The sequence below is a fragment of the Glaciimonas sp. PAMC28666 genome (genome assembly GCF_016917355.1).
Classification (GTDB): Bacteria; Pseudomonadota; Gammaproteobacteria; order Burkholderiales; family Burkholderiaceae_D; genus Glaciimonas.
The window spans coordinates 1,979,775-1,995,802 of the sequence record NZ_CP070304.1 but is presented as its reverse complement, the minus strand read 5'-3'; the positions used below and the strand labels follow the sequence as shown (position 1 = coordinate 1,995,802).

The window sequence follows — 16,028 nt, the reverse complement described above, 5'->3', positions numbered from 1 at the left end:
ACGTATTTTGAAAAGAGAAGACGTTCAAGTTGCGGACTTCTGTCGTCTTCCATAGTCGTTTTCTGCACTAAAAAACGCGTACTGTGCCGTAAAAATTTACGTGGTGCGTTGTTGTCTCTCTCTGTTTGTCGCGTTTTGTTATCAAAACGAGTGGGAATTTTCTTAAAATTGCCACTTCAACCATCAAAATAAGAATTGTTACCCTCATTTCGGGAAATTTCTCATATCTACGCAGCGCATCTATAGCTAATCTAAGTCCTAGCAAATCATTATCAAACTGCACATATAGTTATCTGTTTGAAATTAATTTCAACATCGAAGTGATTTCCGATTCTCAATGTTTTGATTTAGGGGATGGCATGCGAAAGACCCGACACCGACAACGACAGATAATTTTGGCCGACGTCCGTCCCGTTGTTATTGCTGGCGTGCGAGGTTACATTGATCGTTGCGCAGATCTTTCCGTCGCTGCGGTTGCCACCTCGACCGATGAAATTCTCGCGCTGTTAAGAGAGACTGACTGTGATATTTTGATCACTGATTTCGCGATGCCAATGCGGTTGATGAATGACGGGTTGACGTTACTTTCTTATATCAGACGTAATTATCCCCAGATTTGTTTAATCGTTCTCACGATGAACATGATGCCAGCGGTACTGTATCAAATTATAAAAAGCGGTGCAGATGCTGTGGTGCATATGAACGATGAAATTTCAGACATTCGCTCAGCAATCGAAAGTGCCTCAAGGAACACCCGTTTCATCGGAAAATCAGTACGCAATATTTTACGGTCAGGGCCTGTCGGGCATATGCCCACCAAACGCGAAACAGAAGTGTTAAGGATGTATGCCGACGGCCATACAATGCAGGAAATAGCCTTTCGGCTGAATAAAAGTATTAAGACAATCGCATTACAAAAGACTTCTGCGATGCGAAAAGTGGGGTTGCGAAATGACGTCGAACTGGGACGTTACTCACGCGGGACGGTAGGAGAGGAAGAAGCCAACTACATCAAAATTACTTGATTCCTTGTTGTTTATGAATGCTGAAATGGAAATTTGACGAAATTGCTGCTAGCTAAAAAAGTACGTAAATTTATTGTTGAATGTAGCGAGTGCCAGTCGGGGAATGCCTTTCGATCGCCAGGCGCAACGTAAATTGATTCTCAATATCGCCGAAATCGCTATACTTGGAAGCATCACCGAACAATCATCGTATCAGGCAGCCAGGAATTAGAATTAAATGAATAGCAATAAGCAAGAGCCCGTAGCAAGTAGTCAGCCACAAGCCAAGCACGAAATACGGCCCGGTCAATCCATTGAGCTGTTAAAAGAGCTGCATATCCTGACGCGCGACGGCAAATTGAATCAGGACAGTCGCCGCAAACTCAAGCAGGTGTATCACCTCTATCAGTTTATTGAGCCTTTATTGCTTGAAATCCAACGCGAGTACAAAAGCGTCCAGCTGGTCGATCACGGCGCTGGTAAATCCTATCTGGGATTTATTTTGTATGACTTGTTTTTCAAGTCGCTCACGGACGACTCGCATATTTACGGTATCGAAACACGCGAAGATCTTGTCACGAAATCGCAAGCTTTGGCGCACAAACTGGCGTTTCCCGGGATGTCGTTTCTCAACCTGTCTGTGGCTGATTCGAGCGAATCTGCTTTGCTACCTGCCAGGGTAGACGTCGTGACCGCGTTACACGCGTGTAATACGGCCACTGATGACGCAGTACAATTCGGTTTAAAAAAGAAGGCCCGGTTCATGGTGCTGGTCCCCTGCTGTCAGGCAGAAGTGGCGTCGGTCTTAAAGAAAAATAAAGGTAAATCTATTGGCAAAGAAGCACTGACAGAAATCTGGCGGCACCCGCTGCACACCCGTGAGTTTGGTAGTCAGGTGACCAACGTGTTACGGTGTCTTCAACTGGAAGCGCATGGCTATCAGGTCAATGTGACGGAGTTAGTCGGTTGGGAGCACTCCATGAAAAATGAATTAATTATCGCCACCTATAAAGACCTGCCGCGCGCCCGTCCCACTCAGCGGTTACAAGAAGTCCTGCAGACGCTTGGCCTGGAGGAAATGCAGGAACGATTTTTTACACTTCCTGTCGGACAGAAGGAAGGCTAACCGAAACACAGATAAGGCAAATTAAAAGTCGACACGCCGGTAATCGTTGTCAATTTTCAATTCAACATCCTGTTTGACGGGTACGTTACTGATCACATGTTCAGGATGCAATCCTCGTAGTAAAAACGCAGTACAGTTTTTTTGGAAAAGTGGTGCGTTCCATCGCACCATTTATTTAAGGAGAGTGAAATGTCGAAAACGAGTGGTTCACATGCAGTGAAAGAGTTTACTAAAGCCCCGCTGACCGAGGAGGGCCTGACCGAGACGGTACAGAAAATTAATGCCGGTACCGACGAGTTCAGCCTTTTAAGCCACCCGGGACGCGTAGCCTTGGCGCAGAAGGTGACCGAGCAATGGGAACAGGATTTTGTCGCCGGTTTTCACATTTCCGACGATCTTTCAAAAGCCGGTGAAGAATATGCCGCGATCGAGCAGGGTGATAAATATCCAAGCCTTTCAGACTCGGTACGCGAGGCAGTCCTTCGTCGCTTCGACGACCGCCATGGAGACGGCGGTCCTCGCAGCTGGCAATTGGACGGGTCATAGACCGGTAATCGTCTGGACTAAAATCCAACTAGTCGCATGAGAAGTTTAAAGCGAATAGTTGGGTAGCGGTATAGCCTCAAATTCGCGAGATGGCCCGGGACCGGACATAATAAGATTAAGCAGGCTTAGTCATGCGCACTTTAGTCCCCCGACACGCGATCAATCCCCAATTGCGGAATGGCTCTATTTGCAAGAAGCGGGGCGTGCGTCTGGATCATCGCATCGAAAATTGACGGCGGAACAGCCTGTTAGCAGGGAAAACACGATCAAAATAGCAAATGCTGCTTTCATATCCGTTTTTCCCTATATTGGTAATTGAAGCTGAAATTAGTCCAATCGTCGACATTGACGCATTTCACATTTGAATAACGCCTGCTGCCCATTTTGACAGGAAGTTTGGTAAGTCTCAACACCGGTGGTCTTGGCGATCAATTTGGCGCCGGACGTTGGTTCGCAGCCGCTCTGACGTGCCAACCGTTCCACTTGTGCTGTCAGTTCGCCCGAATTGACAGAGGTGGCTTGACTCGAACGGTCTGGTAACGGCATCGTTACGATTTCTTCCGAAGGGCTGAGTGAATCCTTGATTGAGACCGGTGCTTCGTTCGCCATGTTGCCTAATTCTGCTCTTATGTTGGCGACAATATTACGCGTTTGGTCCGGCCCGGACATCAAATTTTTCGACCGGCGACTGCGTACTTCGATCACGTACGATGGAACATTGCGCCCCGCCGGTGAAATGATGACGCTAATGGCTTCTGTGCCGGTCATTAATCCGGCGCTACTTTCGGCACGAATGCGGCCTTGGGCTTTGTTTTCATCCAATATGGTGAGGTTGCGTGTGACACTACGGATCGCTGCGGTCCACACGTCGTCATAAGAGCGCGCCTGCGCGGTAAATCTCAAACCGCTGTCGTTAGACTGGGATTGCCAATCGTCGCCGCTCGCGCAACTGGCAAGGAGAAACACCGCGATACAAGCCGCAAAACCAGCTGCAAAAATTTTTTTCATTTTTCTGCCTTAGATTAATAAGTCGTTTATTTCCGCATCCGTTTGGCAGTTTTAGATAGCTCAGACCAACCGTCTGCCCACGCGCTTTAAACTGTTCACCAAGACCACAGGATAACATCGTGCGTCAAAACGACTAATAAATGCCGTTCAAAACGTGATGATAGATTTGCCACCTTATGCATTAAGCAAGGGAATTTGAGTATTTGGAAAAGCGCAAAGTCTCGTAAGTGCGTCTTAGAAACTCAGGTTATACACTAACAACTGCTGTTTGTAGGCTACGACGCCGACGGCAAGGGCCGATTAAATGTTGATCTGCCGGAAAGGTATATTGTTGTGGCATTATTACCTAAGACGGCGTCCTTGCAGCTAGCGCAAGAGGCTAAATATGGCGAACATGCCGCTTAACATCCACTTTGGCACGAAATAAGGCGCCCACCACGTTACGTATCTGCGCGTTTATTCTGGTTTATCGATGCACCCTGATAAGGAAACGCACAATTCCATGGCCGCCAAATTGAACCTTCGATTGTCGCGCTGGATGGGGCTATTGTTTTTTATCTCCGGTGCGGCGGCTCTGGTGTATCAGGTGCTTTTTGCTAAGGAACTAACGCTGGTGTTCGGCAGCACTGCGGCGGCGACATTGACAGTGTTGGCGACTTTTCTGGGGGGAATGGCAATTGGTTCGCTGATCGGAGCGGCGCTGGCTGCCCGGGTAACGCGGCCCGTGCTGGTTTATGCCTTGGTGGAATTATCCATTGGCGCTTACTGTGTTGCTACGCCAACCCTGTTTTCGTTAATTCAGTGGGTGTACGTTGGTTTGGCGACCAACTTGTCGCCGGAGGCATCAGGTTTGCTAGTGTTACGAGTAGCGTTGGGAGCGGGAGTATTACTGGTTCCCACGGTGCTGATGGGTATCACGCTGCCGTTACTAGCGCAGGCTTTGAATCCGCTTGGTGACGGTTTGGGAAAGGCAGTGGCGTGGTTGTATGCGTGCAATACAACCGGCGCAGCGCTGGGTGCGCTGATCACCAGTTATGCTGTGATTCCCCTTTTTGGTGTGCGCGCGACCACGATCATCGCAGCCATCCTGAATCTCATCGTGGCGTTAGCTGCACTTCATCTCGCAAAAATGCTGCGTGTCGTAGGGCTTGCCGTGCGGACCGCCCCTGCCATGGACGGCTCCACCTTGCATCCACAAGCGCAGGTCCGCAGTGACGTTACCAGCGCTCGTCAAGGGGTGCTACTCGGTGCTTTAGTCGCGCTGGGCCTGGGCGGGTTCCTATCTCTTGGACTTGAGGTGGTGTATGTCCACTTGCTATCGATCGTAGCCGGTAACAGCGTGTATGCATTTGGCTTGATGCTGGCAACCTTTCTTATCGGATTAGCCATCGGTGGCGAATGTGGTCGCCGATTGCTCGAGCGCTCCGATACCGACCGCCCCGCATGGCTTGCGATCACGCAGATTGCATTAGCGCTGACAGTGGGTTTGGGAGCCTGGGGCTGGGACATGATCCCGGTTTGGTTGATTCACTTTGGCCAGATTCCGGCCCTGGCGTCCTTTGAATCGCGCGAGGTGGTCCGGGGAGTGGTATGCGCGCTAGTCATGATTCCCCCCACCGTGTGCATCGGCGCAAGCTATACCCTGGCGATGGATCTTGCGACCTCATCGACCTCTTCACGCCGCGGCATCACCATGCTGGGACTGAGTGCGGCGCTCAATACGTTTGGCAATATTGCTGGTGTTTTGCTATTCGGATTTGTTTTGTTGCCGTGGATGGGCGGGTTAGCGGCCAGTAAGATAGTGGCCGTGGGTGCGCTCCTCGTTGCCGCGGTAGTGACCGCATCCGTAAGCGTAAACAAGACCCGTTGGGGCTTGGGAGCGGCGCTGGCAGCCGGGGTCGGCTTAGTCCTGGTCAGCCCGGTTCGACTCGATTTCGACACTTTAAGCAAAGGTGCCAGCGTCTACTTCACTGCCCAAAACTGGGGAACAGTCATTGATCATGCCGAGAGCATCGATGGTGGATTAACGATCGTGACGCGCCATTCGAATAACGCCAGCGATGGGGACACCATCACCACCTTGTTGACCAATGGAAAATTCCAGGGAAACGATGCAAAGAAAGGCGAAGTACAGGCCCAGATTGGCTTTGCCGCCTTACCTTTATTGCATCAAAATCTGCGCGCCAATGCTTTGGTGATCGGCTACGGTACCGGTGCCACGAGTCGCGTGTTACATGATGCCGGTTTTTTGCACATAGACATCGCAGAACTAAGCAAAGATGTCGTCGCGCTGGCAGACCGTTACTTTTTCAGTATCAACGATGGCGTGTCGCACTTGCCGAGGGTGCAGACGCACATTACCGACGGGCGCAATCTGTTGCTGCTGACACCTCGCAGATATGATGTCATCAGCATTGAAATAACGTCGATCTGGTTCGCTGGAGCGGCTTCGCTCTACAACCGCGAGTTTTATCAACTAGCGCGCTCACGCTTGCGTCCTGAGGGCGTTTTGCAGCAATGGGTCCAGTTGCATCACATGGCTTCGACCGACCTGTTAACCATTATCGCCACACTGCGCGCTGAATTTTCTTATGTGTCGTTATATGTGGTGGGGGGACAGGGAATTTTAATAGCGACCAACGATGGCGCCCGCGCCCAAGCGTCGTCGTCAATGACAGCGGCACTCGATGCTTCACCCCAGCTGCGCTCAGTACGTGAATTGGCGGGACGCGGTTTTGCCAGTATCGCGGGCGACCTTTTACTATCGCCAACAATGGTTGATGCGCTACTCAACCGTGTTAGCGGACCGCGGGGCCAGTGGATATCCACCGATAACAATTTAAAGCTGGAATACAACACTCCTAAGGCTAACGCCAACTCGCCCGATCGGTCGTTTCAATCAAATTTGAAACTGTTAAATTCAATTGCAGAGCAGTGAGCGTTTTCATTCGTCTGTGGTGCGCCTAAAGTTTATTTCACCGTCGCCGGTCCTGTTTTCAAATAGCGCTGTACCGGATCATTTCCCGAGCAAACGCCATTGATGTTCATTTTCTGCGATTCACATTTCTCATATCGATAAGATGCTCCCATAAACTGGGAATTTTATTTTGAATACTGAGAATTTTGATCAATGATTACTGTATGAACCAAGCCGCCTTCCCTGATCGTGATACTAAGTCTTCCCCGTCGCCGCTAAAAGCAACGGCGACCAGCGAGCGTCCATTGATGGTGCTATCTGTCATTGCGCGGCACGGAAAACCGATGACCGTCAAGCAATTGAAGGAAGCGACGAAATTACCGCAGAGCACCTTGTACCGCATTTTGCTTCCCCTGAAAAAATGGGGGTTGGTACAAGAGCAAGATAATCTTTACGCTCCCGGCCCTCTCAGCGTGCAACTCGCATGGGGTTTTGATCACACCTCTTATCTCGTCACCAATGCGCGTACCGAGATGGAAAAATTGATGAAGCAGTGCGGCGAAAGCGTAGGACTGATGGTAGCGGTGAATAATCAAGTCATGTGCCTTGATATGGTGGAGAGCCTGCAATCCTTGCGTTGTTCGTTTTCAAAGGGACGTTCTCAGCCCCTGTTACGTGGCGCCTCAGCCAAAGCGTTGTTGGCTAATTTGCCGCAGTCGCTGGTAGATGAAGTTATTGGCGCGCAATTATCTCAACAGCCGAAAGAAGAGCGTCGGCTTCGAGAGGAATTAGCAACCATTCGCACGCAAGGTTATGCGGTGAGTGAAGGCGAGGTCGATATGGGGGTATGGGGTGTCAGCGTACCCATTTTCAGCAAGTCGAATCACATGGTTGGCGCAATCACGTTGATGTCGCCTGCCGTGCGCGCTGAGGATCAGCAACAAAAATTGATTGGCTTGACGGTCAAGACCGCGATCGCGATCAGCGAGCGCTTGAAGTTGTATTGATGGGTATTTCTTAAGGGGAAAAAATGCATTATCGTCGCTTTATTATCGCACTCCTGTGCGCGGTCAGTTTTATCGTACCAACGCTGGCCAGCGCGCAATCGCCTGCTGTTATTCGGGTTGTCACCGATTCCACCTTTCCTCCTTTTGAGTTTTTCAAGGATGGAAAAAGGACCGGATTCGATATCGAATTAATAGAGACACTGGCCAAGATCATGGGTAAAAAAGTCGAATGGACGGATATCGACTTCAAAGGTTTGATTCCGGGACTCATTTCCAAGCGTTTCGACGTTGCTGCCTCGGCTATTTATATTACGGATGAACGGCGCAAGGTGGTCGATCTGACCGATCCATACTATCCGGGAGGATTGGTTATGGTGGTCAAAAGCGGCGACAACAGCATTCTTAAACCAGACGATCTGAAAGGCAAGCGAGTCGCAGTTCAGGTCGGTACCAAATCGGTGAACTACCTTAAGGAATATTATCCACAGGCGCAGCGCGTCGAAGTTGAAAAAAATCAGGAGATGTTCAACCTGGTTGAAATTGGCCGTGCTGATGCAGCGGTCACCGGAAAACCGGCCGCATTGGAATATGTCAAAGTGCGTCCGAGTTTGAAGGTCATCGATAAACAAGTCAGCGTCGAATTATACGGCTTTGCGGTTCGTAAGGATTTGCCAGAACTGACGCTGGCATTGAACGCCGCCCTTAAAAAATCGAAGCTTGACGGTAGTTATGACAAATTAGTCAAAAAATGGCTGACAGCGCCATCGCAACAATAGCGATTAGCCACAACAAAAATATTACAAAATAGATTCTGGACAGGAGAAATAAAATTGAGCCTCGATTTTTTACCAGTATTGAGCGGCTGGACTGATTTGGCGCATGGCGCATTGGTCACCGTCGAAATTACGGCGGTGTCATTGCTGATGGGTTGCGTGCTTGGATTGCTGGTTGGCATGGGGCGACTTGATCGGACCAAGCGGCTACGCTATGGGTTATGCACAACCTATGTCACCGTCATTCGCGGCACGCCGTTACTGGTTCAACTGTTTCTCTTGTTCTTTGGTCTACCCGAACTGAACATTCTGCTGCCAGCGTTTGCGTGCGGTATTTTAGGTTTGGGAATTTATTCCGGCGCTTATATCTCGGAAATTGTACGCGGCGCGATTCAATCGATTGAAAAAGGTCAAATGGAAGCGGCGCGCTCACTCGGCATGTCTTCTTCCACGGCCATGCGCACCATTATTTTGCCGCAAGCGGTTGTGCGCATGATTCCTCCTTTGGGAAACGAATTCATCGCACTGATCAAAAACTCGGCGCTGGTATCGCTTTTGACCATTGCCGATTTGATGCATGAAGGACAAAAAATTATCAGCGTGTCCTATCGTTCGCTGGAAGTGTATCTGGCGATCGCATTGGTCTATCTGGTTCTTACCAGCATCACCAGCATGGCGTTACAAAAAATTGAGCGCCACTTACGCGCCGGAGGAGCAGTGCAATGAAATCCATCATCAAACTAAACGGTCTGGGAAAATCATTCTCGGGCAATCGCATTTTGCATGGCATTGATCTCGAAGTTAATCCCTCTCAGGTGATCGTTATCATTGGGCCAAGCGGTTCAGGAAAAAGCACGTTACTGCGCTGTTGTAATGGGCTGGAAGTGGCGGAAGAAGGGAATATTGAAATCTGCGGCAAAAAGCTGTTAACCGATGGTCACATGCTCTCCGACTCGGATCTGAACCACCTGCGCGAGCAGGTCGGGATGGTGTTTCAGTCGTTTAATCTGTTTCCGCATTTATCCGTGTTGGGAAACGTCACGGTCGGCCCGCGCAAAATCCAGGGAATGGACAAACACAGCGCCGAAACGTTAGCACGTGAATTATTAGCAAAAGTTGGTCTTGCGCATAAAGCTGATGCAATGCCCGCGACCTTGTCTGGCGGTCAGAAACAACGCGTCGCGATAGCCCGTGCACTGGCGATGAAGCCGCAGGTAATGCTGTTCGACGAACCCACATCCGCGCTCGATCCTGAATTGGTTGGAGAAGTGTTGCAAGTGATGAAGGCGCTCGCCAATGAAGGCATGACGATGCTGGTGGTCACGCACGAAATGGGGTTTGCACGCGAGGTTGCGGATGTTGTTGTCGTGATGGATCACGGAAGGGTTGTGGAGTCGGGACCACCCGACCAAATTTTTGTGAATCCGCGCGAAGAACGCACCCGTAGTTTCTTGCAGGCGGTTCTGTCACGCAATCAGCAAAGTCAGGCTGCATGATGGATCTCTCGATGTGGGCTGGCCGACAAGATATCGATAGCGCTGGTGATACGCGTCGTTTGCATCAAATCGTGTTGCCATTCGATGACGCATCGCGTGACGCTCCTACGATCATTGGGTTTGCCTGCGATGAAGGCGTGCGGCGCAATCATGGACGCGTCGGCGCAGCAAAAGCGCCGGATGCGATTCGACGTATGCTGGCTAATCTGCCAGCACATTCGATTGCGCGATTGTTTGATGCCGGAAACGTCGATTGCCCTGACGGAGAACTCGAGCAAGCACAACAGCGCCTGGCTGAGCGCGTGCAGCAGGTTTTGTCGCAGGATGGCTTTCCCGTGGTCTTGGGCGGTGGCCACGAGGTTGCGTACGGGACCTTTCTTGGCCTCGCCGCGCATCTTGACCAGGCACTGGTGTCAGGGCGATTGTTGATTGTGAATTTTGACGCCCATTTCGATTTGCGCGAAGCTGAACAAGGCAGCTCCGGTACGCCATTCTTGCAGATCGCTGAGTGGTGCCGCCAGGCTGGGGTCGAATTTCATTATCTTTGTTATGGCATCAGTCGGCTAGGCAACACGCCCGCATTGTTTGCGCGGGCTGAAGAACTGGGAGTGCAGTTCAAGCTGGATAGTGAAATGGCTTTTGGCAATATAGCCGAATTTGAAAGCGATCTTATTGCGCTACTTGCATCAGTGACGCATGTTTACCTGACCATCGATTTAGACGTCCTGCCGGCCGAAAAAGCACCCGGCGTTTCCGCTCCTGCAGCGTATGGCATGCCATTAGAAAAGGTGGAGTACCTTATTCAGGTCATCAAAGGTTCCGGAAAAATTATTGCAGCCGATATCGCCGAATGCAATCCAACCCATGATCGGGACGGCCTCACCGCAAAGGTTGCGGCACGCCTGGTGCATACCCTGCTTCAAAGCGATTGAGTGCAGTATCGTGGATAGCGAGAATGTGTTTAGAAAGTATGTTTAAAGTATATTTACGCGCCCTGACGGCGGGAACCAAGGTGAATTAGAATTGCTGATCGTGATTCCGAAAAAAGCCCAGTTGGTGATGCCATGGAAGAACGGTGGTGGCATGACACGAGAGATATTCCGTAGCCTACCCGGTAGTAATCTCGATACCTTCGAATGGCGTATTAGTGTGGCGACAGTCGGTGTCGCGGGCAGGTTTTCAACTTTCCCTGACGTGGATCGATCACTTGCGCTGATTGATGGAGAGTTACAACTGGGTTATCAATCCGAACATTTCACGCTCACGCCAACCGCGCCGATTTTTGAATTTGCTGGTGAAGAGACGGTAAATTCGTCATTAATACGCGGGCCGGTGACCGACTTTAACGTAATGACGCGGCGGCACTGTTGCAAACATAAATTGGCTCGCGCTGTTGTTTCTGGCAGCTTACGCATTCCCGCTTTGGCGCATAGTCATACCAGCGTTCTCTATGTGGTCCGAGGTGACTTGACTATCCTGTCTTCGGACGTAGAAACTGCGTTGGCGCCAGGCGACGCGATTTTGCTGAGCGGTGCCGATCAGGCAGTAACGGTGCATGCGCCCGATGCAGAAATTATGGTGGTTAATGTGGGGAAAGCGCCAGTTTGACAGGGTTAAACTTCACCGCCATTTCGCTCTTGTCGGCTTTCATAGCGGCACCGTTTCTGGTCCTTATTTTCCAATACAAAACCGAGAAAAAATCACCCCCAACAAATCATCCGGCGTAAAAGCCCCGGTGATACTGTTTAATTTGTCTTGCGCCAAACGCAGTTCTTCCGCAAATAAATCCAGCGATTGATCGCTGACAGCGTTGTCCAGGGTCGCGTGTTCGGATGCAAACTTTAAATGTTCGCGAGCGGCTTTGAGGGCGATCAGATGGCGTTCGCGTGCCAGGTAGCGTGACTCGCCCGTTTGTTGCCAGCCAGCGATGCGTAGCAGTTCCGTGCGCAGCAAATCCATACCCAGATTATCTGTCGCCGAAAGGTAGATGTGCGTTGTATCGCCCATCAGATCGACCGTGGGGCGATGTCCCGATTCGTCGATTTTGTTCCAGATGCGAATGACTGGGACGGTTTGAGGAAAGCGAGCGACAATTCTTTCGTCTGCCAGCGCCGGACCGTGATTGGCATCGAGCATGTGCAGAATCACATCGGCTTTGGCAACAGCTGCCCAGGTGCGTTCGATACCGATGCGCTCGACTTCATCGTTGGCTTCATCGGCATCACGGATCCCGGCGGTATCGATGATATTGAGCGGAATTCCCTCCAGCTGAATGGTTTCGGTCACCTTGTCACGTGTCGTCCCGGCGATCGGTGTGACGATTGCCACGTCGGACCCGGCCAGCGCGTTAAGGAGGGATGACTTACCGACGTTGGGCTGACCGGCCAGTACAATATTCAAGCCGTCCCGTAGCAACGCGCCTTGCGCAGCCTGACTGAAAACCAGATCGAGCGTGGTACGAATACTTTCCAGCTGACCGCGGGCATTGGATTTTTCCAGGAAATCGATTTCCTCTTCCGGAAAATCGAGCGTTGCCTCAACCAGCATGCGCAAGTTGATGACCTGTTCCACCAGACTATGAATGACTTTAGAAAACGCGCCCGAGAGCGATTCGGATGCCGATTTCGCCGCCGCCTCCGTGGATGCCTCGATCAGGTCGGCTACAGCCTCTGCCTGCGCTAAGTCGAGTTTATCGTTTAGAAAAGCGCGTTGGGTAAATTCTCCCGGTTCCGCCAGTCGCAGCCCGATCTCTTGCCCCGCTTCCAGGCAACGAGCCAGTAACATTTGCATCACTACCGGACCGCCGTGCCCTTGTAATTCCAGCACGTCTTCGCCCGTATAGGAATGTGGCCCCTTGAAATAGAGTGCCAGACCCTGATCAATGATGCCGCCTTCGGCATTCTTGAAAGGTAAATAAGTTGCGTGGCGTGGCGTCAGTTTTGTCTCGTCAAGACCGCAGACAGATGCAATGACAATGCCTAATTGTTTGCCGGATATTCGGACGACGCCGATACCTCCGCGTCCAGGCGCAGTAGCGATTGCCGCTATGGGGGAAGAGTTAAGTGCCATGACTTGATTGTACGTATGATATTTAGTTGATAGTGTGTCGCGGCAACAAAAAAGCCCATGAATAGCTATACATGGGCTTTTTTACGACAGTCTGCATTAACGCTGTTGCTTAACTTCCGCTTAGCCCTTGCTTTCCATGTTTTTGGTAATCACCCATTGCTGTGCTATCGACAGCACATTGTTGGTGATCCAATACAGGACCAGACCCGAAGGGAAGAAGAAGAACATGACCGAGAAAATCAATGGCATGAACATCATTACCTTAGCTTGCATTGGATCAGGCGGTTTCGGATTGAGCTTGGTCTGGATGAACATCGAAATGGCCATCACTACCGGCAAAATGTAAAACGGATCCGGTGCCGCCAAATCATGAATCCAGCCAAGCCATGGCGCGTTACGCATTTCCACACTGGCTAACAACACCCAATACAGCGAAATGAATACCGGAATCTGAATCACGATAGGAAGGCAGCCGCCGAGTGGATTGATCTTCTCGGTTTTGTACAACTGCATCATTTCCTGATTCATTTTTTGCGGCTCGCCTTTATGGCGTTCACGGATCGCGGTCATCTTCGGCGTGACTTTTTTCATTTTAGCCATGCTGCGATAGCTTGCTGCCGACAATGGGAAGAACAGCAGCTTGATCATGATCGTCAACGCGATAATGGTCCAGCCCCAGTTGCCAAGCACTTTATGAATCTTTGTCATCAACCAGAAAATTGGCTTAGCGATGATCGTCAGCCAGCCATAGTCTTTTACCAGCTCTAAACCGGGTGCGGTGGCTTCCAGAACTGCAGACTCTTCCGGGCCGGAGAACAAGCGTGAATCCATCGTCACGCTAGCGCCAGGAGCGATCGTGCCCAGTGGCAGCACGTTACCGATAGCGTACAGGTTGGTCGCGACTTTTTTGGTGAAGATTTCGCGTGGTGCATTTTCTGGCGGAATGAATGCCGAGACAAAATAGTGTTGCATGATCGCGAACCAGCCATCGTTAGACTTGTTGGCGTGGTCTGCTTTGTTGCTTTCTATTTTATCGAACGTAAACTTCTGGAATTTATTCGCTTCAGTGAACACTGCAGCACCGGTAAAGGTGTTGACGAAACGTTGTTCACCTTCAGGTTTGTTACCGTCACGGACCAGTTGCAAATATAACGAAGGCGTGATTGGCGTGCTGCCTTCATTCGTGACGGTATGTTTCACATCAATGGCGTAATCACCGCGTTTGAATGTGAACGTTTTCGTCAGCTTGACGCCACCCTGTGTCGACTCCAGTACCAGTTGTACCTGATTACCGTTATCTAACGACCGTGCACCGGGCAAAGCAACGAAAGTCGATTTGTGGTTCGGGAAGTTGCCACCGATCAAGCCGGTATCAGCCAGATAAGTACGGGTCGGACTAGAGTCGAACAGCACAAGATTCTTGGTCGGATCGACTGTGTCGCGTTGTTTGAGCAATTCCAGACGCTTCAACTGACCGCCTATGGTGTCAATTTCTGCTTTGACGACATCGGTGGTGATGGTGATCGTTTCGCCTTTTGAAGCAGTCGCTGTGTCGGGCACCGCGCTGGCAGGTGCAGCGGTTCCGGCAGCGCCGGCCGTTTGCGGCACGTCACTGCCGGCTGCGCCAGGAGCGGTTACGCCTGCAGCAGGCGCAGCACCGGCAGCGCCAACAGCAGGTGCCGTCGGAGTCGCATTCGGAAAAAACATTGACGCGTTGCCGTTATGACGTTGCCAGTTATCCCAAAGGAACAGCAGCGACAGGGAAAATACAACCCACAGGACGGTACGTTTGATATCCATAAGAGTAGTTCTCTAAGATTCAGGAGTGGCTGCAACCGCATGATCGTTCAGCGGAAGTTGCAGAGGGTTTGGCAGAGGATGCAGGGGATGCAGACGAGGAGGGCGGTACCGGATCGAGACCGCCAGCATGCCATGGATGACATTTTCCAAGGCGACAGGCAGCCAAAATGCTGCCCTTAAAGGCACCATGTGTACTGATTGCTTCAGCAGCATAGTCGGAACAGCTCGGATAGAAACGACAATTCTGGCCCAAAAATGGACTGACTCCCAATTTGTAGCATCGCAACAGGAACAGTAAAGTCGCTTTCATGATTGCTTTCCGCATCTCTCGGCATCTTATTTTGGTGCATTTTTGATACTTAAGATGCGCATCGCGTGCCCATCTTTTATCGTCTATTGGCCGTCGCCCATGTTACTAAGCGCTTGCCGCAATAGATTGCGAGGCGAATAATTTAATTAATTCGCTTCGTAATTCCCGTTTAAGACTTGCGGTCGTGGCGGGACCTGCCTTGGTGTTTACCGGTTTGGATAAACGCACAATGCAGTCAATGGGGGGCAAAGACGTCTGGCGAAACAATTCGCGCGTAACCCGTTTTACGGTGTTACGCGTGACAGCCCTCGGTGCCAGTCGTTTTGCTGCAACAACGCCTAATCGCGCCTTAGCATCAGGCAACGGATTAACGCGAGTATACAAAACGAAATGGGCAGTCCGATAGACTGGGCGCAAACGAAAAACGGATGAAAATTCATCCGTTTTAACGATGCGTCGGTCACGGGGAAAGCTCAGTATAGAACTCGGTGAAGAGGTCTCTGAACGGTCGCCTGTCACGCAAGCTGCGCCAAGAATACGGCTTAAGCTGCTAGACGTTTACGGCCTTTGGCGCGACGTGCATTCAGCACAGCGCGGCCACCACGGGTTGCCATACGTGCGCGGAAGCCGTGGGTACGTTTACGACGTACGACGGAAGGTTGATAAGTACGTTTCATTATGGTCTCGCTAATCAGCAGAAATAAAAATCGGATCTTTACACTTTGCGCGTTGCCGGCTGTTCGAGCTGGTCCGAACCGAATTACTGTGTCGCATTACTAGGTTAACGCAGTGTCGGAGCAGTCATTTCGAGCAGTTAAGTTTGCAATCTCGCAATTCAACGTGCGGTGAACCTTGGATTAGAACGCATTTTCTGCTTGTTTGTCAATCACTTAGCGTATTTTTGATGTGCGCCCCTGCGAATGGTTAAGTCTGAAAGTAAACGCCGTGCCTGTGGATAACTTTCGTCAGCAG

At 50.8% G+C, this 16,028-nt stretch carries 16 protein-coding genes; 10 read left to right on the top strand and 6 right to left on the bottom strand.

All coding sequences use genetic code 11. From position 1 onward, the window contains the following. Window positions 1-125 precede the first annotated feature (125 nt). The 3 genes from JQN73_RS08450 to JQN73_RS08440 all read left to right on the top strand — a co-directional run bounded on the left by JQN73_RS08450 (window position 126) and on the right by JQN73_RS08440 (window position 2,676). On the top strand, window positions 126-1,025 hold the full coding sequence (locus tag JQN73_RS08450) for a response regulator transcription factor (RefSeq protein ID WP_205322627.1): 900 nt from the start codon (window positions 126-128) through the stop codon (window positions 1,023-1,025). Between the two features lie 217 nt (window positions 1,026-1,242). Next, entirely contained in the window at window positions 1,243-2,130 is an 888-nt protein-coding gene (locus JQN73_RS08445) for an SAM-dependent methyltransferase (protein WP_205322626.1), read from the top strand. A gap of 189 nt (window positions 2,131-2,319) precedes the next feature. Next, window positions 2,320-2,676, top strand: a complete 357-nt coding sequence (locus JQN73_RS08440) for a hypothetical protein (protein WP_205322625.1) — start codon at window positions 2,320-2,322, stop codon at window positions 2,674-2,676. Window positions 2,677-3,003: 327 nt separating this feature from the next. Here JQN73_RS08440 and JQN73_RS08435 read toward each other — a convergent pair whose 3' ends face one another. Continuing rightward, the gene (locus tag JQN73_RS08435) at window positions 3,004-3,684 is read right to left on the bottom strand and encodes a hypothetical protein (protein ID WP_205322624.1); all 681 of its coding nucleotides are present in this window, start codon (window positions 3,682-3,684) and stop codon (window positions 3,004-3,006) included. A 502-nt stretch (window positions 3,685-4,186) separates the two neighbouring features. Between JQN73_RS08435 and JQN73_RS08430 the strand changes: the two genes are divergently transcribed. The 7 genes from JQN73_RS08430 to JQN73_RS08400 all read left to right on the top strand — a co-directional run bounded on the left by JQN73_RS08430 (window position 4,187) and on the right by JQN73_RS08400 (window position 11,485). Beyond that, entirely contained in the window at window positions 4,187-6,622 is a 2,436-nt protein-coding gene (locus JQN73_RS08430; RefSeq protein ID WP_205322623.1) for a fused MFS/spermidine synthase, read from the top strand. A 203-nt stretch (window positions 6,623-6,825) separates the two neighbouring features. Continuing rightward, window positions 6,826-7,608, top strand: coding sequence for an IclR family transcriptional regulator (locus JQN73_RS08425; RefSeq protein WP_205322622.1), 783 nt, complete (start codon window positions 6,826-6,828; stop codon window positions 7,606-7,608). Between the two features lie 23 nt (window positions 7,609-7,631). Continuing rightward, a complete protein-coding gene (locus JQN73_RS08420; RefSeq protein ID WP_205322621.1) occupies window positions 7,632-8,384 on the top strand; it encodes a transporter substrate-binding domain-containing protein in 753 nt (250 codons plus the stop codon). Window positions 8,385-8,438: 54 nt separating this feature from the next. Continuing rightward, window positions 8,439-9,107, top strand: coding sequence for an amino acid ABC transporter permease (locus JQN73_RS08415; RefSeq protein ID WP_205322620.1), 669 nt, complete (start codon window positions 8,439-8,441; stop codon window positions 9,105-9,107). Further along, a complete protein-coding gene (locus tag JQN73_RS08410) occupies window positions 9,104-9,877 on the top strand; it encodes an amino acid ABC transporter ATP-binding protein (RefSeq protein WP_304607810.1) in 774 nt (257 codons plus the stop codon). The genes JQN73_RS08415 and JQN73_RS08410 overlap by 4 nt, the downstream gene beginning before the upstream one ends. Further along, window positions 9,877-10,809, top strand: coding sequence for a formimidoylglutamase (gene hutG, locus JQN73_RS08405; RefSeq protein WP_205323266.1), 933 nt, complete (start codon window positions 9,877-9,879; stop codon window positions 10,807-10,809). Before JQN73_RS08410 ends, hutG begins: the two co-directional genes overlap by 1 nt. Before the next feature lie 100 nt (window positions 10,810-10,909). Then, window positions 10,910-11,485 (top strand): HutD family protein, encoded by a 576-nt coding sequence (locus tag JQN73_RS08400; RefSeq protein WP_240162537.1) that lies wholly within the window; start codon window positions 10,910-10,912, stop codon window positions 11,483-11,485. Window positions 11,486-11,548: 63 nt separating this feature from the next. Here the strand turns inward: JQN73_RS08400 and mnmE are convergent, their stop codons facing one another. The 5 genes from mnmE to rpmH all read right to left on the bottom strand — a co-directional run bounded on the left by mnmE (window position 11,549) and on the right by rpmH (window position 15,733). Then, window positions 11,549-12,946 carry a tRNA uridine-5-carboxymethylaminomethyl(34) synthesis GTPase MnmE gene (gene mnmE / locus JQN73_RS08395; RefSeq protein WP_205322618.1) on the bottom strand — a complete coding sequence of 466 codons (1,398 nt, stop codon included), beginning with the start codon at window positions 12,944-12,946 and terminating at the stop codon, window positions 11,549-11,551. 120 nt (window positions 12,947-13,066) lie between these two features. After that, window positions 13,067-14,746 (bottom strand): membrane protein insertase YidC, encoded by a 1,680-nt coding sequence (gene yidC / locus JQN73_RS08390; RefSeq protein ID WP_205322617.1) that lies wholly within the window; start codon window positions 14,744-14,746, stop codon window positions 13,067-13,069. Window positions 14,747-14,765: 19 nt separating this feature from the next. After that, window positions 14,766-15,056, bottom strand: coding sequence for a membrane protein insertion efficiency factor YidD (yidD, locus tag JQN73_RS08385; RefSeq protein WP_205322616.1), 291 nt, complete (start codon window positions 15,054-15,056; stop codon window positions 14,766-14,768). Between the two features lie 105 nt (window positions 15,057-15,161). Beyond that, on the bottom strand, window positions 15,162-15,575 hold the full coding sequence (locus tag JQN73_RS08380; RefSeq protein WP_370551333.1) for a ribonuclease P protein component: 414 nt from the start codon (window positions 15,573-15,575) through the stop codon (window positions 15,162-15,164). A 23-nt stretch (window positions 15,576-15,598) separates the two neighbouring features. Then, entirely contained in the window at window positions 15,599-15,733 is a 135-nt protein-coding gene (gene rpmH, locus JQN73_RS08375; RefSeq protein ID WP_061535510.1) for a 50S ribosomal protein L34, read from the bottom strand. Window positions 15,734-16,028: the final 295 nt, after the last annotated feature.

Bases quoted from the DNA above. Each gene is read 5' to 3' on its own strand.
- JQN73_RS08445 (WP_205322626.1), top strand. From the start codon at position 1,243: ATGAATAGCAATAAGCAAGAGCCCGTAGCAAGTAGTCAGCCACAAGCC.
- rpmH (WP_061535510.1), bottom strand. From the start codon at position 15,733: ATGAAACGTACTTATCAACCTTCCGTCGTACGTCGTAAACGTACCCAC.
- JQN73_RS08410 (WP_304607810.1), top strand. From the start codon at position 9,104: ATGAAATCCATCATCAAACTAAACGGTCTGGGAAAATCATTCTCGGGC.
- JQN73_RS08435 (WP_205322624.1), bottom strand. From the start codon at position 3,684: ATGAAAAAAATTTTTGCAGCTGGTTTTGCGGCTTGTATCGCGGTGTTT.
- yidD (WP_205322616.1), bottom strand. From the start codon at position 15,056: ATGAAAGCGACTTTACTGTTCCTGTTGCGATGCTACAAATTGGGAGTC.
- JQN73_RS08440 (WP_205322625.1), top strand. From the start codon at position 2,320: ATGTCGAAAACGAGTGGTTCACATGCAGTGAAAGAGTTTACTAAAGCC.
- JQN73_RS08425 (WP_205322622.1), top strand. From the start codon at position 6,826: ATGAACCAAGCCGCCTTCCCTGATCGTGATACTAAGTCTTCCCCGTCG.
- JQN73_RS08430 (WP_205322623.1), top strand. From the start codon at position 4,187: ATGGCCGCCAAATTGAACCTTCGATTGTCGCGCTGGATGGGGCTATTG.
- JQN73_RS08420 (WP_205322621.1), top strand. From the start codon at position 7,632: ATGCATTATCGTCGCTTTATTATCGCACTCCTGTGCGCGGTCAGTTTT.
- hutG (WP_205323266.1), top strand. From the start codon at position 9,877: ATGGATCTCTCGATGTGGGCTGGCCGACAAGATATCGATAGCGCTGGT.
- yidC (WP_205322617.1), bottom strand. From the start codon at position 14,746: ATGGATATCAAACGTACCGTCCTGTGGGTTGTATTTTCCCTGTCGCTG.
- mnmE (WP_205322618.1), bottom strand. From the start codon at position 12,946: ATGGCACTTAACTCTTCCCCCATAGCGGCAATCGCTACTGCGCCTGGA.